The 21,422-nt window shown below is 74.6% G+C and carries 12 protein-coding genes; 7 read left to right on the top strand and 5 right to left on the bottom strand.

The window, feature by feature from the left end; all coding sequences use genetic code 11:
• Together FH609_RS28795 and FH609_RS28790 are read left to right on the top strand one after the other, a co-directional pair.
• Positions 1-2,629, top strand: a 2,629-nt coding sequence (locus tag FH609_RS28795) for a type I polyketide synthase (protein ID WP_139674716.1), incomplete at its 5' end; no start/stop codon positions are given.
• 299 nt (positions 2,630-2,928) lie between these two features.
• On the top strand, positions 2,929-5,931 hold the full coding sequence (locus FH609_RS28790; protein ID WP_139674713.1) for a helix-turn-helix transcriptional regulator: 3,003 nt from the start codon (positions 2,929-2,931) through the stop codon (positions 5,929-5,931).
• A 68-nt stretch (positions 5,932-5,999) separates the two neighbouring features.
• Here the strand turns inward: FH609_RS28790 and FH609_RS28785 are convergent, their stop codons facing one another.
• A complete protein-coding gene (locus tag FH609_RS28785) occupies positions 6,000-6,770 on the bottom strand; it encodes an AfsR/SARP family transcriptional regulator (protein WP_139674710.1) in 771 nt (256 codons plus the stop codon).
• 330 nt (positions 6,771-7,100) lie between these two features.
• On the opposite strand from FH609_RS28785, the gene FH609_RS28780 reads away from it, so the two are divergent.
• The 3 genes from FH609_RS28780 to FH609_RS32335 all read left to right on the top strand — a co-directional run bounded on the left by FH609_RS28780 (position 7,101) and on the right by FH609_RS32335 (position 13,735).
• Positions 7,101-8,138 (top strand): 3-oxoacyl-ACP synthase III family protein, encoded by a 1,038-nt coding sequence (locus FH609_RS28780; RefSeq protein WP_139674708.1) that lies wholly within the window; start codon positions 7,101-7,103, stop codon positions 8,136-8,138.
• Between the two features lie 74 nt (positions 8,139-8,212).
• Positions 8,213-8,992 (top strand): thioesterase II family protein, encoded by a 780-nt coding sequence (locus FH609_RS28775; protein WP_193318110.1) that lies wholly within the window; start codon positions 8,213-8,215, stop codon positions 8,990-8,992.
• 81 nt (positions 8,993-9,073) lie between these two features.
• Complete coding sequence (locus FH609_RS32335) at positions 9,074-13,735, top strand: type I polyketide synthase (protein WP_139674702.1); 4,662 nt, start codon at positions 9,074-9,076, stop codon at positions 13,733-13,735.
• A gap of 102 nt (positions 13,736-13,837) precedes the next feature.
• Here FH609_RS32335 and FH609_RS28765 read toward each other — a convergent pair whose 3' ends face one another.
• The gene (locus tag FH609_RS28765) at positions 13,838-14,884 is read right to left on the bottom strand and encodes an LLM class flavin-dependent oxidoreductase (RefSeq protein WP_139674699.1); all 1,047 of its coding nucleotides are present in this window, start codon (positions 14,882-14,884) and stop codon (positions 13,838-13,840) included.
• A 262-nt stretch (positions 14,885-15,146) separates the two neighbouring features.
• On the opposite strand from FH609_RS28765, the gene FH609_RS28760 reads away from it, so the two are divergent.
• Together FH609_RS28760 and FH609_RS28755 are read left to right on the top strand one after the other, a co-directional pair.
• Positions 15,147-17,105, top strand: a complete 1,959-nt coding sequence (locus FH609_RS28760) for an HAD-IIIC family phosphatase (RefSeq protein ID WP_226962022.1) — start codon at positions 15,147-15,149, stop codon at positions 17,103-17,105.
• Positions 17,102-17,338 (top strand): acyl carrier protein, encoded by a 237-nt coding sequence (locus FH609_RS28755; RefSeq protein WP_139674697.1) that lies wholly within the window; start codon positions 17,102-17,104, stop codon positions 17,336-17,338. Before FH609_RS28760 ends, FH609_RS28755 begins: the two co-directional genes overlap by 4 nt.
• A gap of 33 nt (positions 17,339-17,371) precedes the next feature.
• On the opposite strand, the gene FH609_RS28750 is transcribed toward FH609_RS28755, so the two are convergent.
• The 3 genes from FH609_RS28750 to FH609_RS28740 all read right to left on the bottom strand — a co-directional run bounded on the left by FH609_RS28750 (position 17,372) and on the right by FH609_RS28740 (position 21,343).
• On the bottom strand, positions 17,372-17,932 hold the full coding sequence (locus tag FH609_RS28750; RefSeq protein ID WP_139674694.1) for a dihydrofolate reductase family protein: 561 nt from the start codon (positions 17,930-17,932) through the stop codon (positions 17,372-17,374).
• A 104-nt stretch (positions 17,933-18,036) separates the two neighbouring features.
• Positions 18,037-19,128, bottom strand: a complete 1,092-nt coding sequence (locus tag FH609_RS28745) for a PQQ-binding-like beta-propeller repeat protein (protein ID WP_139674691.1) — start codon at positions 19,126-19,128, stop codon at positions 18,037-18,039.
• 85 nt (positions 19,129-19,213) lie between these two features.
• The gene (locus tag FH609_RS28740) at positions 19,214-21,343 is read right to left on the bottom strand and encodes a bifunctional serine/threonine-protein kinase/ABC transporter substrate-binding protein (RefSeq protein WP_139674688.1); all 2,130 of its coding nucleotides are present in this window, start codon (positions 21,341-21,343) and stop codon (positions 19,214-19,216) included.
• Positions 21,344-21,422: the final 79 nt, after the last annotated feature.

Genomic DNA, 21,422 nt, shown 5'->3' with positions numbered 1-21,422 from the left:
CACCCCCCTCCTCCCCGGCACCGCCTACCTCGACCTCACCCTCAACGCCGCCCACCACACCACCACCCACCCCCACATCGACGACCTCACCATCCAAACCCCCCTCACCCTCACCACCCCCACCCATCTGCACCTGGCGGTCGCCGCCCCCGACGAGGACGGCCGGCGCCCGGTGAGCATCCACGCGAAGCCGACCGGCGCCGATCCCGAGGACCCGTGGACCCTCCACGCCAGCGGGTTCCTGGCCGAGGAGCAGGAGGCCACGCCCGCCGAGGAGTTGACGGCCTGGCCCCCGCCGGGCGCCGAGCCGTTGGATGTGACGGACCTCTACGGGGGCCTGGCGGACGCCGGGTTCGGCTACGGGCCCGCGTTCCAGGGCCTGACCGCCGCCTGGCGCGACGGCGACGACCTCTACGCCGAGGTCGCCCTGCCCGAGGACGTCGACCCCGAGGGCTACGCCGTGCACCCGGCGCTGCTCGACGCGGCGCTGCATGTGCTGGCGCTGCGTCCGTCGGAAGTGCCCCGGCTGCCGTTCGCCTGGTCGGGCGCCCGGCTGTGGGGCGTGGCCGGCGGTTCGGCCCGGGTGAAGGCGACGCCAACGGGCGAGGAGACGGTGGCGCTGACGCTGGCCGACCCGTCGGGGAAGCCGCTGCTGACGGTGGCCGAGCTGCGGCTGCGGGCCGTGCCGGCCGAGGTGTTGGGTGCGGGCGGGGCCGAGCAGCGTTCGCTGTTCGGGATCGAGTGGGCGGAACTCCCACTGCCCGCCGAGGCCGAGAAGCGGGGCCAGGAGACCCGCTATGCGGTGCTCGGCACCGGACACCCGGGCATCTCCCGGGTGTTGGGCTCGGGCGACGGCTTCGCCGACCTGGCGGCCATCGCGGAGGCGGGCGTGCCCGACGTGGTGGTACTGCCCGTGCACGCCGGCCCGCTGGCCGGTCCCGAGGCGCCCGACGCGGTGCGGGCGGCGCTGAACCCGGCGCTGGCCGAGCTGCAACGGTGGCTGGCGGACGAGCGGTTCGCCGCGTCGCGGCTGGTGGTGCTGACCTCCGGCGCGGTGTCGCTGACCGACGAGGAGCCGGTGCTGGACCTGGCCGGCGCGGCGGTCTGGGGCCTGGTCCGCTCGGCGCAGGCGGAGAACCCGGGGCGGATCACGCTGTTCGACCTGGGACGGGACGCGGCCTCGCGGCCGGTGGTGCCGGCCGTGCTGACGCTGGAGGAGCCACAGTTGGCGCTCCGGGAGGGCGTCGCGCACGTGCCCCGCGTGCGGCGCGCCGAGACGCCCCCGGCGGCCGAGGAGTCGGTGGCCTCGGCGGGCACCTGGCTGGTCACCGGTGGCACCGGCGTGCTGGGCGGGCTGTTCGCGCGGCACCTGGTCGCCGAGCACGGCGTGCGGCGAGTGCTGCTGGTCGGGCGCCGAGGCGAACGGGCGGAAGGCGCGCGGGAGTTGGCGGAGGAGCTGACCGAGGCGGGCGCCTCGGTGACGGTGGCCGCCTGCGACACGGCCGACCGGGAGGCGCTGGCCGAGCTGCTGGCGACCGTTCCGGACGCGCACCCGCTGACCGGCGTGGTGCACGCGGCCGGCGTGCTGGACGACGGAATCGTGCCGTCGTTGACGCAGGAGCGGCTGGACCGGGTGCTGCGGCCCAAGGTGGACGCGGCCTGGAACCTGCACGAGCTGACGCGCGATCTGGACCTGTCCGCGTTCGTGCTGTTCTCCTCGGCCGCCGGCGTCATCGGCGGTGCGGGACAGGCCGGCTATGCGGCGGCCAACGCGTTCCTGGACGGGCTGGCGGCGTCCCGCCGGGCGTCCGGGCTGGTCGGCACCTCCCTGGCCTGGGGCTTCTGGGAGCAGTCCAGCGCGATGACGGCCCATCTGTCGGAGCGGGACGTGGCCCGGATGAGCCGGGGTGGCGTGGCACCCTTGCCGACCGACGAGGGCCTGGCGCTGTTTGACACGGCGCTGCGGTCGGGGAAGGCGCTGCTGCTGCCGATGCGGCTGGAGATGCCGGTGTTGCGGCGGCACGCGGCGAGCGACGCGCTGCCGGCGCTGTTCCGGGAGCTGGTCAGGGTGCCGCAGCGCCGGGGCACCGCGACGCCCGAGGTGCGGCTGGAGGACCGGCTGCGGTCGGTGCCGCCGGAGGAACAGCGTGATCTGGTGCTGGACTTCGTCCGGTCGACGGCCGCCGCCGTGCTGGGGCACGCGCACGCGGACCGGATCGGCGCTGACCAGGCGTTCAAGGAGTTGGGCTTCGACTCGCTGACGGCAGTGGAGCTGCGGAACCGGCTCAACGCGGCGACCGGGCTGCGGCTTCCGGCAACGCTGGTCTTCGACCACCCGAGTCCCGGGGCGCTGGCCGAACACGTCCTCCAGGCCGTCGCCCCGGCGGGGCCCGGGGACGAGGCGCTGGCCGAACTCGCCCGCCTGGAGGCCGCGTTCGAGCGGATGCCGGCGGAGCAGCCGGAACGTCAGCTGATCACCCAGCGGCTGCGTGGCCTGCTGGACCGTTGGTCGGACGCGGGTCCACAGGCGCCCGCCTCGGATGTGGAGAACACGATTCAGACCGCGTCCACCAGTGACATCCTCGCCTTTATCGACAACGAGTTGGGGAGGTCATCGGACCAGCGCTGACACCTTGGTCGGGTGCGTACCCGGAAGTACCGACCGGGTACGCGCCCGTCAGAACCCGCCAGTATCCGGCATTTTGCCAACACTTTACCCTCCGGGTCGCGAGGGGTGCTAGGTTTAGCCCAACCATGCCAGTTTCGCCCACCATCTCCAAGTGGAGTTTTTCCTTCCCACATGACCAAAGGGGAGGAACAGGGGCGGGGTTCACCCCGAGGGAAAGCTGATCATGAAGCCAAGCGCTCAGAACTGACGACGGCACCACTTCACGCGACGACCACGTGAACATGTCGGGCTAACCGGCGGTGTGTCTCCCGGACTTTCCGCGAAATTCACGGGGCGTTTATCGCCGGCAGCGCACGTGGCCGCCTTTCACGGATGCACTGGGGGATGACTTGAACGTTGCGGACCGGTTACAAGCGCCGTCACTCACCACCGTCAGGCGGGCGGAGCTGTGCCAGCTCGTCGAGCAACTGGATGGACTGCGCCTGAGGCAGAGCCGGATAGTGGACGTGGTGGGCGATCCAGGAACCGGAAAGAGCAGGCTCCTCTCCGCTTTTCGTCGCGAAACGCAGCGGAGGGGGACAACCACGGTTAGCGGTTGCTGCTCGGAGGCGGAGCAAGGTATCCCCCTGCACGCGTTCGGGCCGCTCCTGGACGGGCATCTCTTCGACGGCGTGATCGGCGAAGCCGGGCTCTGCCACACGGAGATTATGCCCACTTCAACGAGGGATTCCGCCGCCGATCCGACAATGACCCACCAGCCGGACGGAACCAGTGGCGAACGGAGCCGTTATTCCGCCTACACGGCGGTGCGTTACCATATCGGCCGCCGTGTGCCGGCCTCCGGAATGGTGCTGTATCTGGACGATTTCCACTGGGCCGACCCCTGTTCGGCCGAGTTCGTGGACTATCTGATGCGGTGGCCGCTGGACGTGCCGCTGCTGGTCGTCATCGCGCGCCGCCCACGGCAGTCCTCCGCCCCGTTGCGGAACAGCCTCAGCGAGGGCATCGCCAACGGCAGCGCCACCCAGCTCCAACTCGGTCCGCTCTCCCTGGAGCAGTCCGCCGAAGTGCTGGGGGTCGAACGGACCGACTGGCGCGTGGAACGGCTGCACCGCGTCGGCGGGGGAAACCCGCTCTACCTCCAGGCGTTGTGGGACAGCGCGGGGAACACCGACCTCGGCTCGCTCTGCGCCGAGACCGACCCGACGAGCGTCGACGGCGCCACCGGGGTCTCGCTGCCGCTCAGCGAGATCAACACGCTGCCGGCCGACGACTGGAGCGTCACCGCCGCCACCGTACTGCTGGGGGACAACGCCGACCGCTCCTCCATCGCCCGGGTCTCCGGACTGCACCCGCTGCGGGTCAGCGCCGCCATCAACCGCCTGAGCAGGCGTGACCTGTTGCGGCCCATGGCCGGCGGTGCCGGCGTCCGGCTCCGCCACCCGGCGCTGCGCACTCTGCTCTACCCGCACATCAACCAGGAGTGGCGGACGCGGGCGCACCGCGTGACCGCCAGGGTGCTCGCCGAACGCGGCGCCCCGCCCCAGGACCTGGCCACACACCTGGAGTTCGCCATCGACCAAGGCGACCCCGGCGGCGCCGAGGTCCTGGTCAGGGGCGCGCGGGAGGTGGCGTACAGCAACCCGGCGAAGGCCGCCCGCTGGCTCAAGCGGGCCCTGCCGCACCTGCACCGCCCGCCGGCGGCAGGGCCCGGACCGGTCGGCGGCCCGGAGGCGACAGGGACGCCCGTGATGGAGGTCTCCACGTTGCTGGCCCGAGTCCTGGGCATGTCGGGCCAGTTGGCGGAGAGTCGCCGGCTCTCGCACGCGGTGCTGCTGGTGCTGCCGCACAGCGAGGCCGCGCTCCAGGCGTCGAACGCGGCGTTCTGCGCCCTGATGGACTGCCAACTGGGGCACTACACCGAGGCGCGGGCCATGCTGAAGGCCCGCTCCGACAACCCCAGGCCGATCCCGTTCGCCGAGGCCGTGGACGTGCGGGTGGCAGAGCTGTTCATCCATCTGCTCAGCGGCCGACGCGACCTGGGCGCCCCCGACCCACTGCCGAAGCCGTCCGCGACCGAGTCGGGCGACGCCCTGTCGATGGCCGGCGCGCACGCCGTCCGGGCGCTGCGGGCGGTGCTGTTGGAGCGACCGCTGGCGGCGCTGCGGGCCCTGGACGAGGGCGCGGCCGCCTTCGACGGGCTCTCCGACGCCACGCTCCGCAGACGCCCCGAGTACCTGGTGCTGTTGGCCGCCACCGAGTTGCAGGCGGACCATCACCCGGAGGCGAAGCGGCACTTCGAGCGCGCCGCGGGCATCCTGCGTGCCTCGGGGCAGCGCCATCTGCTGCCGATGGCGCTCGCGGGGCTGGCCAGCGCCTGCGCCAGGGCCGGCACGCCCCGCGAGCTGCGGGAAGCGGTCAACGGAACGCGGGCCGCCGCCTGGCAGATCGGGAGCAAGCCGCTGGGCGCCGCAGCCGACGCGCTGGAGGAGGCGTACGGACGGCTGGCGGAGCACGACCACTGGGCCGACGCGATCCACACGCCGGAGGACACCGCCGCCGTGCCGCCGCCGATGGCGTTCCCCTGGCGGGCCGACCGCGTGATCAGAGCCGTCGGCCTCCCCGGCGGCGCTGCGCTCTCCGAACGGCAGTTGACGCTGGCGTTCACCAAGCCCTGGGGTGGTTCGGAGCTTCCTCTGCTGCCCAAGCCGTCCCGTCCCGCGTACATCGAGATGCTGCTGAACGCGGTGGTGATCTCCGGCGGCGACAAGCGGACCGGGGTCTGCTGGACGAGCCCGCTGGAGGGCGGCCTGCGGCGGCTGCTGGAGTCCTCGGGGCTGGCCTACACCACGGCGGTGCGGGCCCATGTCCTGCGGGCGCAGGGCGGGTTCACGGCCGCCGCGTCCCTGTACCGGGTGGCCGCCGAGCTGTTCGGGGTGGCCGGGCTGCACCAGGACCAACGCCGCATGGTGGTGTTGGCGGAGAGCTGCCGGGCGCGGGAGAACCCCGCGTTGCCCCGGTCCAACGCGGTGCCCGAGGTGGAGCCACCGCAGGAGACCGACACCGATCACGAGGCACTGCGGTCGCTGACGGCGCGCGAGCGTGAGGTTGCCCAGCTGGCTGGCGTGGGGCTCCGGACGAAGGAGATCGCCGAGCGGCTGAACCTCAGTCCACGCACCGTCAGCGTTCATCTGACACACATCTACCAGAAGACCCAGGTGCGTTCGCGGACCGAACTGGTGCGGATGATGGCCAGAGTGGAACGTGCGGTGGGCGTGCGCGACGCGGAGCCCAGCGGCTGAGAGCGTTCCTCCCTTTCACGGACGGCACTGTCCGTGAAAGGGAGCCGTCGCGGGACGGCGTCGGCTCGTCAGGCGGCGCGCAGTTCCAGCTCGCGGTCCGCCAGGAGTATCGACTGGTGCATCTCCTGGAGGGCCCGGCACGGTTCGAGGCCGAGCTGCTCGTTGAGGATGCCGCGCGCGGCGCGGTAGACGTCCAGGGCGTCGGCCTGTCGCTCGGAGCGGTACAGCGCCAGCATCAACTGGCGGTGGAACGCCTCCCGCATCGGGTACTCGGCCGTCAGCGAGAACAGCTGGCCGATGAGCGTCCGGTGCCGGCCCAGTGCCAGACTGGAGTCGATCACCATCTCGATCGTCTCCAGCCGGACCTCCTCGATCCAGGTGAGGAAGCCCAGCAGGATCGAGCCGCCCACCTTGGGGCCCAGCGGCAGCCCGCCGCGCCACAAGCCGAGCGCCGCCTTGAAATCGACGACGGCACGCTCGTGGTCATGGGCGCGCGCCCGGCTCCTGCCCCGTTCCACCAGCGCGGTGAAGCGCTCCAGGTCGAGGTCGTCCGGGTCCAGCTCGAACTGGTAGCCGGGGGCCCTGGTGACGATGGGGCTGCGGGACTGCCCCGGGCGCTTGAGGAACTTGCGCAGTTGGGAGATGTAGACGTGCAGGGCGGCGGTCGCCCTGCGTGGCGGAGTCTCCCCCCAGATCTCCGCGATGAGCTGGTCGATCGAGACGACCTGATTGGCTCTCAGGAGGAGAGCGGCGAGCAGTATCTCCGTCTTCCGTGCGCTGAGTGTGCGAACGTCCTCCCCTTCGACCACTCTCAGTGGTCCCAAGATCTCGTACCTCATCACGGCTCCTCCGGCTTCAGTCGTGTACTTCTTCCCCCGGCAGCTGAAGCGGCTGCCAGCCGATCGGCATAGCCGACCCCGTGGCTCAACGGTGCCGAACTCCCAGTTCGACCACATCGTAGAAATTGCTTACGAGGGCCGCCGACCCGTGAGACCTATGTCTCACCCGCGCCCGGCGGCGCCGGCGCACGGCTGATCGTAACCAGACCAACCACGGTCAACACGCAGTCATTGGGCTGCTTTTAAGGGCGCCTTAGGAACGCACCCGAGCATGAGTAGCCGGACCTATCCCGTGCGGCGAGCCCGCCGCGCACCAGCCGAAGGGACCTCATGGACGTCTCGGACATCCGCATCCTGTCGGCGGCCTCCGCCCTTCCGGGCGACCCCGTCGACAACGCGGCGCTGGCCCGGCGGTTCGGCATGGACAAGCTGTGGGAGCAGTGGGTCGACGCCTTCGTCGGCACCAAGACCCGTCACCTCTCCCTGGACCTCGACTCCGGCAAGACCCTGCACTCGCTGGCCGACCTCGCCGAGACGGCCGGCCGCCGGGCCCTGGCGGCGGCGGGCGTCGAACCGGCCGACGTCGACGTGATGGTGCTGGGCACCGCCACGCCCGACCTGCTGATGCCCGCGACCGTCAACCAGGTCGCCGACCGCCTCGGCATCAACGACATCCCCACCTACCAGCTCCAGTCGGGCTGCGCCGGCGCCGTCCAGGCGCTGGACGTGGCGCGCAAACTGCTCGCCGTCGGCGGGGACGGGCCGCGCACCGCCCTGGTGCTCGGCGGCGACGTCTGCGCCAAACACCTGGACCTCCAGGCGGACCTGACGGCCCTCGCCCCGGCCGAGTTGGTCAACGTGCTGCTCTTCGGGGACGGCGCGGGCGCCGTGGTGCTGTCCACCGAGCCGCGCCCCCAGTCCACCGCGCTGCGCCATGTCGTCAACGTCCTCACCGGGCTGGGCCGCGACCCGGGGCAGGTCGTCGAGTGGTACGGCATGGCCGACCGGGGCGCGGGCCACTCGGCGGTCCGCGAGGACTACAAGGCCATCGAGGAACGCGTGCCGCTGATGGCCGGCGAGGTGCTGGAGACCGTCCTCGGCGACCTCGGCTGGGACCGGGAGGACGTCGACTACCTGCTGCCGCCGCAGTTGTCCGGCAAGATGACGAGCGGGATCATGACGCACCTGGATGTGCCGGGCGTCGAGGAGGTCTCCTGCGTCACGGAGACCGGCAACAACGGGAACGCGCTGCCGTTCCTCCAGTTGGAGCGGACCCTGCCGCAACTTGTCACGGGTGACCGGGCGGTGGCCATCGCCATCGAGTCCAGCAAGTGGATCAAGGCGGGCTTCGCCCTGGAGAGGTGCTGAGCGGCATGGCGGACACCGTGCCGGGCGGCCCGCCACCGGCCGGGGGGCACCGGCGACCGGCCCGGGGGAACACCGTGACGGCGCCCGGGCGCACCGGCTATCTGCCGCACGCCCCCGACCCGGCGGCGCCGCTGCGGCTGTTCTGCTTCCACCACGCGGGCGGCGCGGCCTCGGTGTTCACCCCGCTGGCCCGGGCCCTGCGGCCGAGGATCAACGTGGTGCCGGTGCAACTCCCCGGCCGGGAGCAGCGGGCGCGCGAGCCGCGCCACCTCGACATGGCGGCGCTCGTCGACGAGTTGGACCGTCGCCTCGACCCCGCGCTCGACGCACCGCACGCCTACTACGGGCACAGCCTGGGAGCGCTGGTCGCCTACCGGCTGGCGCAGCGGCGCGCCGACCGGAGCGCGAGCACGCCGGCCACGCTGGTGGTCGGCGCCGCGCAGGCGCCCGATCTGCCGTCCTCCGCCCGCTCGTTGGTCGACGCGTCCGACGACGAGGTGACGCGCTGGATGATGAGCCTGGGCGGCATGTCGGAGATCCTGCTGGACCACCCGGCGTGGCTGGCCCGCGCGGTGGCGCTGACCCGCGACGACCTGTACCTGTTCGCCAGCGACCGGGGCGACGTCGGCGTTCCGCTGGACTGCCCGACGCACGCGTTCTTCGGCACCGCCGACCCGATCGTCTCCGCGCGCGCGGCGGCCGGCTGGGCGCGGTGCACCACCGGCGGCTTCGAGTCCCACGCGCTGCCCGGCGGCCACTTCTTCCTCCGGGACTCGGCGGTGACGTTCACCGCCCGACTCGCCCGGCTGCTGACCCTGGCCCTGCCGCGTTCCCTCGCCATGGGCCGGCCCTGAGCCGCGCGCGGCGTGCGCCCCGGGCCGGCCGCCGCGCGCCGGCACCCGTAACCCCGCGACGCAGAGAACGGATTGCCCCCGATGACGGACGAACAGAAGCTGGTCGACTACCTCAAGTGGGTCACCACCGATCTGCACCGCACCCGCGAGCAGCTCAAGGAGGCGCGGGACGAGCGGCACGAGCCGATCGCGATCATCGGTATGGCCTGCCGGCTTCCCGGCGGGGTGCGCGACCCGGACGAGCTGTGGGAGCTGCTGGCGTCGGGCCGCGACGCGATCGGGGCGTTCCCCACCGACCGAGGCTGGGACCTGGACGGGCTGTACGACGCGGACGACGCCGAGGCGCCGGCCACCCGCGAGGGCGGATTCCTGTATGACGCGGCCGAGTTCGACGCCGAGTTCTTCGGCATCAGCCCCCGCGAGGCGGACGCGATGGACCCCCAGCAGCGGCTGCTGCTGGAGACGGCCTGGGAGACGCTGGAACACGCGCGGCTCGACCCGGCGTCGCTGCGCGGCAGCCGCACCGGCGTGTTCGCGGGCGTGATGTACGGCGACTATGCCTCCCGGCTGCGCCGACTGCCCGAGGAGTACGCCGGGTTCGTCGGGAACGGAACGGCCGGCAGCGTCGCCTCGGGCCGCGTCTCCTACGCGCTCGGCCTGGAGGGCCCGGCCGTCACCATCGACACGGCCTGCTCCTCCTCGCTGGTCGCGCTGCACCTGGCGGCCCGTTCGCTGCGCGCGGGGGACTGCTCACTCGCGCTGGCCGGCGGCGTCACGGTGATGGCCACCCCCAACGTGTTCCGCGAGTTCAGCCGGCAGCGCGGCCTGGCGCCCGACGGCCGCTGCCGATCGTTCGGTGCGGGCGCCAACGGCACCGGCTTCGCCGAGGGCGTGGGCCTGCTGCTGTTGGAGCGGCTGTCGGACGCGCGGCGCAACGGGCACCGCGTGCTCGGCGTGGTGCGCGGCAGCGCGGTCAACCAGGACGGGGCCAGCAACGGCCTGACGGCGCCCAACGGTTCGGCCCAGCAGCGGGTGATCCAGCGGGCCCTGGCCGACGCGCGCCTCACCCCGGCCGACGTGGACGCGGTGGAGGCGCACGGCACCGGCACCGCGCTCGGCGACCCGATCGAGGCGGGCGCCCTGCTCGCCACCTACGGGCAGGACCGCAAGGACGGGCGGCCCCTGTGGCTGGGCTCCATCAAGTCCAACATCGGGCACGCCCAGGCGGCGGCCGGTGTCGCCGGCATCATCAAGATGGTGCAGGCGATGCGGCACGGCGTGCTGCCCCGGACGCTGCACGCCCAGGAGCCGTCGCCGCACGTCGAGTGGAGCGGCGGCGAGGTCCGGCTGCTGACCGGGCCGGTCGCCTGGCCGGCGGAGGAACGGCCGCGCCGCTGCGGCGTCTCGTCGTTCGGCATCAGCGGCACCAACGCGCACATCATCCTGGAGGAGGCCCCGCCTCCCGACCAGCCCGCCGCGTTGGCCGAGCCCGCCGAACCGGCCTCCGGGGCAGCGGAGTCGGCGCCCGAGCCCGCCGGCGCGATCTCCGGGGCAGCGGAGTCGGCGCCCGAGCCTGCCGGCGCGATCTCCGGGGCGCCGTCCGGCGCGGCGGCCCGGCCGATCGCCGGCGTCCGACCGTTCCCGCTGTCCGCCCGCTCGCCGGAGGCGCTGCGCGGGCAGGCGCGCCGGCTCGGCCGGCTGCTCGCCGAGCGGTCCGACACCGACCTGACCGACCTCGGCGCCTCGCTCGCCGCCCGGCCGGCGTGGGAGCGGCGGGCCGTCGTGCTGGGCGCGGACGCGCCGCAGCTGCGGGCCGCGTTGGACGCGCTGGCCACCGGCGACACCTCCCGGCCCACCGTGCTGCTCGGCACCCCGCGCGGCGGGCCCGTGGCGTTCCTGTTCTCCGGGCAGGGCAGCCAACGCGCCGGCATGGGGGCCGAGTTGTACGCCGCCTCGCCGCTCTTCGCCGAGTTCTTCGACGAGGTGTGCGCCGCCCTCGACCCGCATCTGGAACGGCCGCTGGCCGAGGTGGTGTTCGCCGCGCCCGGCAGCCCCGAGGCCGCGCTGGTGGACTCCACGGCATGGACCCAGCCCGCGCTCTTCGCCCTCCAGGTGGCGCTCCACCGGCTGGTCACCCACCACGGCCTCACCCCGTCCCACCTGGTGGGGCACTCCATCGGCGAGTTGGCCGCCGCCCATGTCGCCGGCGTGTGGTCCCTGCCGGACGCGGCCGAACTGGTCGCCGCACGCGGCCGGTTGATGGCCGAGCTGCGTCCCGGCGGCTCCATGATGGCGATCCAGGCCAGCGAGGAGGAGGTCGCCGAGGCGCTCGCGCGACACCAGGGCGCGCTCGACATCGCCGCCGTCAACGGCCCCGACGCGGTGGTCATCGCCGGCGACGCCGACGCCGCCCGCGAGGTCGGCGGCGCGTTCCGGCGCCTGGGGCGCCGGGCCAAGCGGCTGCGGGTCAGCCACGCCTTCCACTCCCCGCACATGGACCCGATGCTGGCGGAGTTCCGCGCGGTCGCCGAACGGCTCACCTACCGGCCGGCGACCGTGCCGCTGGTCTCCACCGTCACCGGCGCGCCGCTGCCCGACGCCGTGCTGACCAGCCCCGCCTACTGGGAGCAGCAGGTGCGGCGCACCGTGCGGTTCCACGCCGCCGTCCGGCACCTGTCGGACGAGGGCGTGGCCGGCTGTCTGGAGATCGGGCCCGACGCGGTGCTCACCGGGCTGGCGCACGCCGCCGTGGACCGGCCCGACGAGGTGTTCCTGACGCCGCTGCTCCGCCGCGACCAGCCCGAACCGCAGGCGTTCGCCGCCGCGTTGGCCACCCTTCACGTCAACGGCGCCGAGGTGGACCTCGGCCGGGCGCACCCCGGCGGGCGGCGGATCGACCTGCCGCCCTACGCGTTCCACCACCAGCGCCACTGGCTTGAGGACGTGCCGGGCACCGACGCGGCGTCCCCGGGCGAGGAGGCCGCGTGGACGGCCGTCGCGGCCGAGGACCTGGACGGGCTGGCGCGCGCCTGGTCGGTGCCGGACGAACTGCGGGACGCGCTCGGCGCGTTGCTGCCGACGCTCGCCACCTGGCGGCGGCGGCGCGGCTGGCGGCACCGCGTGCTGTGGTCACCGAGCCCGGAGCCGAACGAGCCGGTCAGGACCGGCGACTGGGTACTGGGGCTACCGGCGGACGAGGAGGGCCTGCGCATCGCCGAGGATGTCGAGCGCGCGTTGACCACGCACGGTGCGCACGTCACCCGCGCGCCGCTGGACGCTCTCCTGGGCGCGGCCGCCGGCGAGGCCGACCGGGCCGAGGAGACCGTTCGGCTGGCCGAGGCGGTGCGCGGGGCGCGGGGCGTGCTGCTGTTCGCGCCGGAGGCCCCGGGGGACGGCGGCTGGGAACGCCAACTGGCGTCCCTCGCGGCGGCGTTCGCCGGAGCCGACACCTCGGCGCGGCTGTGGGTCGCCACCCGTCGCGCGGTGGCGGCCGTCCCCACGGACCCGCCGGCCGCGCCGGACGCGGCCGCCGCCTGGGGCCTGGGCCGGGCACTGGCCCAGACGCACCCCGCCCGGTGGGGCGGTCAGGTCGACCTGCCCGGGGCGTGGGACGAGGGGGACGCCGGGCGGCTCATCCGGCTGCTGGCCGCCCCCGAGGGGCGGGACGAGTTGGCCCTCAGGCCCACCGGCGCGCTCGTCCCCCGGCTGGTGCCGGCGCCGCCGCGCCGAGCGGGCGGGGCCGGCGCGGCGCCGGGCGCCACGCTGCTGGTCGTGGCCGAGCCCGGGGCGGCGACCGCCGCCGAACGGGCGCTCGGCTGGCTGGCGCGCGCCGGGGCGCCACGGATCACCGTCGCCGCAGCGCCGGGCACCGCGCTGGACGGGCTGCGCGGCGCGGGCGGCGACGTCGCCTCCGTGACACACCGGGCGCTGACCGAGCCCGACCAGGTGCGCGCGCTGGTCGCCGAACTGCCCGAACCGCCCACCGACGTCTACCTGGTGGGCGCGGGCGCCGACGAGCGCGCGCGGGCGGTGGCGCACGCCGTGGACGCCGCGCTGACCGGGCCCGAGGTGCGGGTCTTCGCGCTGTTCTCCACGCTGGCCGGGGTGTTGCCCGAGGTGGACGAGGCGGCGCAGGCGTCCTACGGGGCGTTCGCCCAGGCGCTGGCCGAGCGGCGGCGGGCGCGCGGCGACCACGCGGGCCATGTCGCCTGGGGTCCCGCCGCCGGCGAGCGGACCCGGGTGGGGCACCGGGAGCTGCCGGCGCCGGCGGCGTTCGCGGTCTGGGAGGAGTGCCTGGCGGACGGCGCCGCGACGGTCGTCGTCGCGGACGCGGACTGGCAGGCCGTGGCCGGCGCCCGCGAGGTGGCCAGGCTGTCGCCGATGCTGTGGGAGGTGACCCGCTCCAGCCGGGCCAGGGGAGCCGGCCAGGGCGCCGGCCCCGCCGCGCTGCGGGACCGGCTGGCGTCGGGCTCACCCGAGGAACGGACGGACGTGCTGGTGGAGTTGGTGCTGCACTATGCGGCGCTGGTGCTCGGCCACGACGACGCGGCGCAGCTCGACGCTTCGCTGAGCTTCCTGGAGATCGGCTTCTCCTCGTTCACCGCGCTGGAACTGCGGAACCTCCTCAACGTGGAGACCGGGCTGACGCTGCCGGCGACCGTGGTCCTCGAACACCCCACGCCCGCCGACCTGGCCGACCGCATCCTCGGCGAACTCACCCCCGAACTGGCGGTCCCCGCCTGACCGGTCGCCACCGCGAAGGAGGGGACGGGCATACCCGGGGAAGGGGCCCGCGAGGCGGGCCCCTTCCCCGTGGCGTGCGGGCGGCGGCCTTCGGCCCGTTGCCTAGGCTCCGACGGAGGCGGCCGCGTCCTCCCGGCCGCCGATGCCCTCGGCCGCCAGCGCGTCCGCCAGCAGCTCGTACGAGCGCGCCCGCGCCGCGTGGTCGTGCACCGTCGTCATCGCCATCAGCTCGTCGGCGCCGGTGCGCCGCAGCAGGTCCCGCGCCTTCTGCCGTACCGTCTCCGGCGAGCCGACCCACTGCGGTTCGATCAGCATCCGGATCATCGCCTGCTCGGCCGGCGCGAAGTTCATCTCGGCGGCCTGCGCCGGCGTCGGGAACAGCCCCCTTGGGTCCTGCTGGGCGCGCGCTATGCCGTACTTGACGGACCCGGCCAGCCAGTCCGCCTCGGCGTCGGTGTCGGCGACCGCCGCGAAGACCGCGACCAGCACGCGCGGCCGCTCCCCCAGCGGCGAGGGCCTGAACGACGCGCGGTAGACGTCCAACGCCTCGGTCACCGACATCGGGTTGAAGTGGTAGGCGTAGGCGAACGGCGCGCCGAGCGCGCCCGCGAGCCGGGCGCCGTTGGGGCTCGAACCGAGCAGCCAGGTCTCCGGCAGGTGGCCTGGCGCCGGGACGGCCTGGATCGGCGCCTGGCCGCCCCCGCCGTCCGGCGCGAAGTAGCCGAGGAGTTCCGCGACCGCTCGGGGGAAGTCGTAGGCGCCGTCGGTCCGCCGCAGCAGCCGGGCCGTCGCCGGGTCGGTGCCGGGGGCGCGGCCGAGGCCCAGGTCGATCCGGCCCGGGTGCAGCGCCTCCAGGGTGCCGAACTGCTCGGCCACCGCCAGCGGCGCGTGGTTGGGCAGCATCACGCCGCCCGCGCCGACGCGCAACGACTCGGTCAGGGCCGCGATCCGCCCGATGAGCACGCCGGGCGACGAGGTGGCCAGGCCCGGCGTGTTGTGGTGCTCGGCGAACCAGTACCGCGCGTATCCCAGGCGTTCCACGTGCGGGGCCAGCTCCAGGGCGTTCCGCAGCGCCTGCCCCGCGTCACCCCCCTCGAACACGGGCACGGTGTCGAGCACGGACAGCGGGATGCGCTTGGCTTCGGTCATGCCAACGACTGTACGGAGCGGGCAAGTTGCTGACAACGCCCGCCCGAAGGGGTGTCTTCGCAGGTCAGAGGCGTATTCGGTGGCGCGGCATGGACCGTTCTTAGACCCGCTTTAGCCCCGGTCCCGAGCATGGGTGGCGGCTGCGGAAGTCGCCGCCGAGCATGTCCGAACGCCACCGAGCGACCGGGGCCGGGACGGTCCGTCCCGGTCCAGCGCACTCCGCGCCAGGAGCGGCGCGTTGGGAAAGGACCCGAGCAGCGCCATGACCATGCCCGCCACCGACCCGGCCGCGCCGGCCGAGCCGTTCCCCCCGAGCGCGAGGCTGCGCGCTCTGATCGACGAGGGCCGTCTCCCGGCGGAGTTCCCCCGCGTCGCCTCGTTGCTCGCCGAGGCCGACGACGCCGAACTGCTCCGTGCGGGGCGGTTCCTGGGCGCCGTCGACCTCGACGACGTGCTGCGCGAACGCCCCGAGACCCCGACGGTGACCGTGGCCATCACCGGACACAGCACCCTCAACGCCCTGGTTCCCGCGATCACCGGGCAGTTGGCGCGGCATGGCCTGCTGACCCGGCCGCACCTGTGCGACTTCGACTCCTATGTCTTCGAGCTGTCCGACCCGGACAGCGGCCTCTACGCCGCCGACCCGGACCTGGCGCTGTGCGTGCTGGCCCCCGAGATCGTGCTCGACGAGCTGCCCAACCCGTGGGACGTGCGGGACCTGGAGGAGGTCCTCGCGGCCAAGACCAGGCTGATCGAGGGCCTGGTCGCCCGGTTCACCGCCACCGCCCGTGGCACGCTCGTCCTCAACACCCTGCCGCTGCCCCGGGCGTTGACGGCCCAGCTGATCGCGCTGCGCGCCCGCGCCGGCGCGGCGGCGGCCTGGCACGAGGCCAACGCCCGGCTGCTGCGGCTGGCCGAGGCGCACCCCAGGGTCGTCGTGTTGGACAGCGCCGCGCTGGCCGACGCCTGCCGGGGGGACAGTCCGGCGCCAGACCCCCGGCTCAGCCGCTACGCCAAGGTCCACCTGTCGCCGGCGTTCCTCGGCTCGCTGGCCAGGGAGGTCGGGCACCTCGCCCGGCTGGTGACCGGGCGCGGCCGCAAGTGCCTGGTGCTCGACCTGGACAACACGGTCTGGGGCGGGGTGCTGGGCGACGACGGGCCCGAAGGCATCGAGGTCGCCGACACCTACCGGGGCGAGGCGTTCCGCGCCTTCCAGCGACTCGCCCGGCAGATCGCCAGCCAGGGCGTGCTGCTGGCGGCGGTCAGCAAGAACGATCTGGAGCCGGTCCAGGAGGTGCTGCGCGACCATCCCGGGATGACGCTGCGCGAGGGGGACTTCGTGCGTGTCGTCGCCAACTGGCGCCCCAAGCACGACAACCTGCGGGAGCTGGCCGCCGACCTGAATCTCGGCACCGACGCGTTCGTCTTCGTCGACGACAGCTCCTACGAACGTGGCCTGGTCCGGCGGGAGCTGCCCGAGATCGCGGTCGTGGACGTCGGCACCGAGCCGGCGCTGCACACGGAGCGGCTGCTCGCCGACGGCTGGTTCGACGTGTGGGAGCTGACCGCCGAGGACCGCAAGCGCCCCACCCTCTACCGCGAGGAGCTGGTGCGCCGCGACTTCATCAGCGGCTTCGACTCCCTCGACGACTATCTCGCCGAGCTGGGCGTCACCGTGCGGCTCGCGGACGTGGCCGAGGGGGACGTGCCGCGCGTCTCGCAGATCACGCTGCGCACCAACCAGTTCAACCTCACCACCCGCCGCCTCCAGCCGGACGACGTGCACACCCTGCGGCGGGACCCGGCCGCGCTGCCGCTGGCGATCCACGCCTCCGACAGGTTCGGTGACAACGGGCTGGTCGGCGCGGTGTTCCTGCGCGAGGACGGTGACCGGATGGTGATCGACAACTTCCTGCTCAGCTGCCGGGTCTTCTCCCGGGGCATCGAGCAGGCGTGCCTGTCGGCGGTGCTGCGCCACGCGCGGGAGCGCGGCGCGACCGCGCTGCGCGGCCACTACGTGCCCTCGCCGAAGAACGGCAAGGTCGCCGAGCTGTACCCGCGCAGCGGGTTCACGGCCCTGGACGAGGCGCCGGACGAACGGGGCGGCACCGTCTTCGAGCACGACCTCAGCGACATCCCCGAGCCCCCGGCCCATGTGCGGCTCATCGAGAGCCTCGCCGGCGCCGGCGAAACCCACGAGAAGGGCGAGCGCCACCCATGAACGACATCGACGACTTCGTCACCCTGATCCGCGCCGAGATGGGCCTGCCCGTCACCCGGGAGAACGTGGGCGTCACCTTCGACGAGCTGCCGCAGTGGGACTCGGTGCACCTGCTGACGCTGCTGTCCCTGCTGGAGCGGGAGACCAGCCGCAGCATCGCGGTCCCCGACGCGCTGGAGGCCACCAGCCTGGCGGATCTGTACGAGCTGGCCGTCGCCCCCGCCGCGCCCTGACGCGGCCCCCGCCCCGGGCGGAAACGCTCACGCTCAGGCGGGGACGTAGCGCTGGTAGGCGATGTCGCCGGGGAACGGGCGGCACTCGCGCAGCCGCAGGCGCGGCAGTTCGCACCCGTCGGGGAAGAGCCGGCGGCCCCGGCCCTGGACCGACGGGTAGACGAAGAGCCGGTACTCGTCGACCAGCCCGGCCGCGATCAGCGCGTGGGTGAGGGTGATGCTGCCGGTGACCACGATGTCCCGGCCCTCCCGCGCCTTGAGCGCGGCGACCTCGGCGAGCGGATCGCCCGCGATCACCGTGGAGTTCCGCCAGCCGGGGTCGTCGAGGGTGCCCGAGACGACGTACTTGTGCACCTCGTCGAGGTACGCGGTGATGCCGGTGGGGTCGTCGGTCTGCTCCGGCCAGTAGCCCCGGAAGTCCTCGAAGGTGCGGCGTCCCAGCAGCAGGGCGTCGGCCCGGCTGTCCTGGCGCCGGGTCTCGGCCAGCAGCTCGGCGCTGTCCGCCTCGCCCTGCGCTTGCGGGTCGAACCAGTCGGTGAGCATCTCGATCGAGCCGTCGACGGTGATGTTCTGGGTGACCGCGAGCGTCCGCATTCCGCCACTCTCCTTCGTTCGCCTTCGGTTGCCGGGATGACTCGCGGCGGCGCCGGAACTCATCGGCGCGATACGGCGGAACGGCCCTTCGCGGCGCGCCGCCGTCAGGCGCGGACGGCGACGGCGGCGGCGAGGTCGGTGCCGGCGACGACCAGGCCCGGCGCGGCCGCCAGCGCCAGCAGCGCCCCGCCGGGCGCGTCGGCGCCGCCGAGGGCGCACTCCCAGCGCGGCGCGCCGTCGGCGAGCGCCGCGCACACCAGCGCATCGGGCGCGCCGGGAAAGTACACCGCGTCCCCGGCCACGGCGACGGGGAGCACCTCGACGGCGGAGGTCGCCTCCCAGCGCCCGGCGCCGTCGGTCACGTCCAGGGCACGCAGCCGCCGCCCCCGCGCGTCGGGAACGAGCAACAGGCCCTCGGCGGCCACCGGGTTGACCACCGCGCCGGTGACCGAGGCCGCCCACCGTTCCTCGCCGGTCGCCGGGTCCAGGCCCCGCAGGGCGCCGAGGCCGGTGCCCACGCAGACCGCCTCGGCGGTGACGGCCGCGGTCGAGACGGTGGAGCCGTCGATCTCCACGGCCCAGCGCTCCTCGCCGGTCGCCGCGTCCAGGGCGTGCAGCGTCCCCCGGCTGTCGCCCAGGAACAGCGTGCCCTCCGCCAGCACCGGGTCGGCGAAGTACTGCCGCCCCTCGTCGACGCTTCCGACAGTCCAGCGTTCCTCCCCGGTGGCCGCGACCACCGCGCGGACCACGCCGTCCAGGCCGCCCACCACGGCCAGTTCGCCCACCGCCACGGGCCCGCCGACGACGCCCCAGTCGCCGGTGGTCAGCGACCAGCGCCGCTCGCCTTCGGCGAGATCGAGCCCCAGCAGCCCCCCGCCGCGCAGCCCGGTGACCACGGTCTCGCCGACCACCACGGGCCGGCTGGGCCCGGTGCCCGTCTCGGCCGTCCACCGCGCCTCACCGCCGTCCGCCGCCAGGGCGTGGAGCGTGCCCGGCTGCTCGCCGACCAGCAGGACGTCCCCGGCCAGGGTGGCGGGGCAGGTCGCCGCGCCGCCGCCGACGGCCCAGAGCGGGGTGCCGGCCTCGACCTGCTCGCCACGAGCTGCGGGTTCGCTCCCCGACCCGCAGCCGGTGGCGAGCAGGGCGAGGCCGGCGGCCAGGAAGCGACGGCGAGTGGTGGACGGCGCGACGGTCACGCGGGAGTCCTCTCCGGTCGCCCGGGCCCCGGGCGACCAACGGCGGTGTGGGCAACGGCGGTGTGGTCAATGGGGGTTGGGCGGCTCACAGGGAGTTCGGCGGCTCGGTGCCCAGGAACGTGAAGGCGCCGTCCTCGACCCGGTAGAAGAAGGTGCCGCCGCCGACGAAGAGCCCGTTCTCCTCCTCGAAGGCGTACTCCTTGGCCACGCCCCGGTGGCGGGTCAGCCGCAGCACCTCGACCACGTCCCGGTGGCTCACCGAGCCCGGGTCGTCGAGACCTTCCAGGCAGCGCGCCAGAACGCCCACCGCGTCATAGCCCTCGGCGGCGCCCGGCGGCGGGGGCGCGTCGAAGCGCTCGGCGTACGCCTCGACAAACGCCTCGGCGCCCGGCGCCGCCAGCGGGTCGGTGACCGTGGAGACCAGCAGCCAGCCGTCGGCGGCCGGGCCCGCCGCGTCGAGGAAGCGCGGATCGTGCATCCCCCGGGTCCCGATCGTGGGCCCCCGGTAGCCGGCCTCGGCCAGCGCGGCGGCGAACGGGGCGGCCGCCTCCCACTCGCCGCCGTAGAGCACGGCGCCCGGCGCGTGCCCGAGCACCCTGGCCACCGCGGCCGACCTGTCGACCTCGTCGGCCGGCACCACCTCGGGCACCACGGTCAGCTCGGCGTCGCCCAGCGCGGTCCTGGCGTTGCGGGTGATGTCCCAGCTGTAGAGCGTGGTGTCGTCCACGATCACCACCGGACCCGTCAGCGCCACCGAGGTCAACAGGGCGACGACGGGCCGCAGTTGGAGCGCGTCCAGCGGGCGGGCCATGGTGTGCACGGCGTTCAGGTGGGCGGAGGAGCCGTCGGTCACGTTGAGCACCGGCTTGCGCGCCTCGGCGCAGGGCGTCATCAGCGCGCCGGTCGCCTCGGGCCCGGTGGCGGCGATCACCGCCACCACGGCGTCGTCGTCGGCGAGCAGCCGCGCGCGGCGCGCGGCCTCCTCGGCTGAGCCGGCGTCGTCCTCGACGCGGAGCGCGAGGCGGAACGGCTGCTTGTCGTCCGCGTTGTGGTCGGCGATCGCCAGCTCGGCGCCGCTCCGGTGCGCGGCGGCGACCTCGGCCAGCGGGCCGCTGAGGTCGCCCTGCAACCCGACCGTCAGCAGCGGCCGTTCGGGCGCGGGCGGCTCCGCGCCGCCGGCCGTGGGGCGCGAGGACCACCACCACGCGCCCCCGCCGGCCGCCGCGAGCCCCACCGCCGCGCCGGCCGTGCCCAGCAGCAGCCGCCGGCGCGAGGGCCGGGCGCGCACGCCCCCGGGCGCGGTCGGCTCCACCGGCGGCAGCTGGAGCATCCGCGCCGAACGCTCCGCGATCAGCCGCGCCACCGGCGCCGGCAGCCAGCCGCCGCCGGCCTCGGCGCCCGGCTCGCCGGGCCCGCCCGGCTCGCCCCAGGCGGCGCGCAGCTCGGCGACGGTCGGCCGCGCCGACTCCGGCTTGGCCAGACACCGCGCCACCAGCGAACGCAGCCCCACGGGAACGGCCGACAGGTCGGGCTCGTCGTGCACCGCCCGATAGAGCAGGGCCTCCACCGGGCCGGTGCCGAACGGGCGTTGACCGCTCACGGCGAAGGCCAGCACACAGCCCAGCGAGAACACGTCGCTGGCCGGCCCGACCGGCAGCCCCCGAGCCTGCTCGGGCGAGAGATAGCCGGGCGAACCGAGGATCGAGCCGGTCGCGGTCAACGCGGTCTCGTGCAGCGCGCGGGCGATGCCGAAGTCGATCAGCCGGGGCCCGTCGTGCGCCAACAGCACGTTGCCCGGCTTCACATCGCGGTGCACCAGGCCCGCCGCGTGCACGGCGGTCAGCGCCTCGGCCAGCCGCGCGCCCAGCACCCGCACGCTCGCCTCGGGCAGCGGCCCGGCCGTGGCGACCGTCTCGTCCAGCGCCGGGCCCGGCACGAACGGGGTGGCCAGCCACGGCGACGGCGCCTCCGCGTCGGCGTCCACCACCGGCACCGCCCACCGGCTGGTCACCTGCCGGGCGACGGCCACCTCGCGGCGGAACCGTCGCCGGAACGCCGGCTCGTCGGCGTACTCGGCGCGGATCACCTTGATCGCCAGCAGCGCGCCGTCCGGCCCTCGCCCCAGCAGCACCGTTCCCATGCCGCCGGAGCCGAGCCGGCCGAGTATCCGGTAACCGGCCACCCATGCCGGGTCGTTGGGCGCCGCCGGCCGCATCAGCGCGCCCCGGCGCGCGCCGGGCGCGCCCCGCCGCCGGTTCGGTGACCACCGCAGGTTCGGTGACCGCCGCCGGTTC

Source organism: Streptomyces sp. 3MP-14, assembly GCF_006334905.2.
Classification (GTDB): Bacteria; Actinomycetota; Actinomycetes; order Streptomycetales; family Streptomycetaceae; genus Streptomyces; species Streptomyces triticirhizae.
Note: the sequence above shows the minus strand (reverse complement) of the source record. Positions and strands in the feature narration are given on the sequence as shown.

Excerpts from the sequence above, each read along its gene's own strand:
- FH609_RS28785 (WP_139674710.1), bottom strand. The coding sequence starts at position 6,770 with ATGAGGTACGAGATCTTGGGACCACTGAGAGTGGTCGAAGGGGAGGAC.
- FH609_RS28780 (WP_139674708.1), top strand. The coding sequence starts at position 7,101 with ATGGACGTCTCGGACATCCGCATCCTGTCGGCGGCCTCCGCCCTTCCG.
- FH609_RS32335 (WP_139674702.1), top strand. The coding sequence starts at position 9,074 with ATGACGGACGAACAGAAGCTGGTCGACTACCTCAAGTGGGTCACCACC.
- FH609_RS28765 (WP_139674699.1), bottom strand. The coding sequence starts at position 14,884 with ATGACCGAAGCCAAGCGCATCCCGCTGTCCGTGCTCGACACCGTGCCC.
- FH609_RS28760 (WP_226962022.1), top strand. The coding sequence starts at position 15,147 with ATGACCATGCCCGCCACCGACCCGGCCGCGCCGGCCGAGCCGTTCCCC.
- FH609_RS28755 (WP_139674697.1), top strand. The coding sequence starts at position 17,102 with ATGAACGACATCGACGACTTCGTCACCCTGATCCGCGCCGAGATGGGC.
- FH609_RS28750 (WP_139674694.1), bottom strand. The coding sequence starts at position 17,932 with ATGCGGACGCTCGCGGTCACCCAGAACATCACCGTCGACGGCTCGATC.
- FH609_RS28740 (WP_139674688.1), bottom strand. The coding sequence starts at position 21,343 with ATGCGGCCGGCGGCGCCCAACGACCCGGCATGGGTGGCCGGTTACCGG.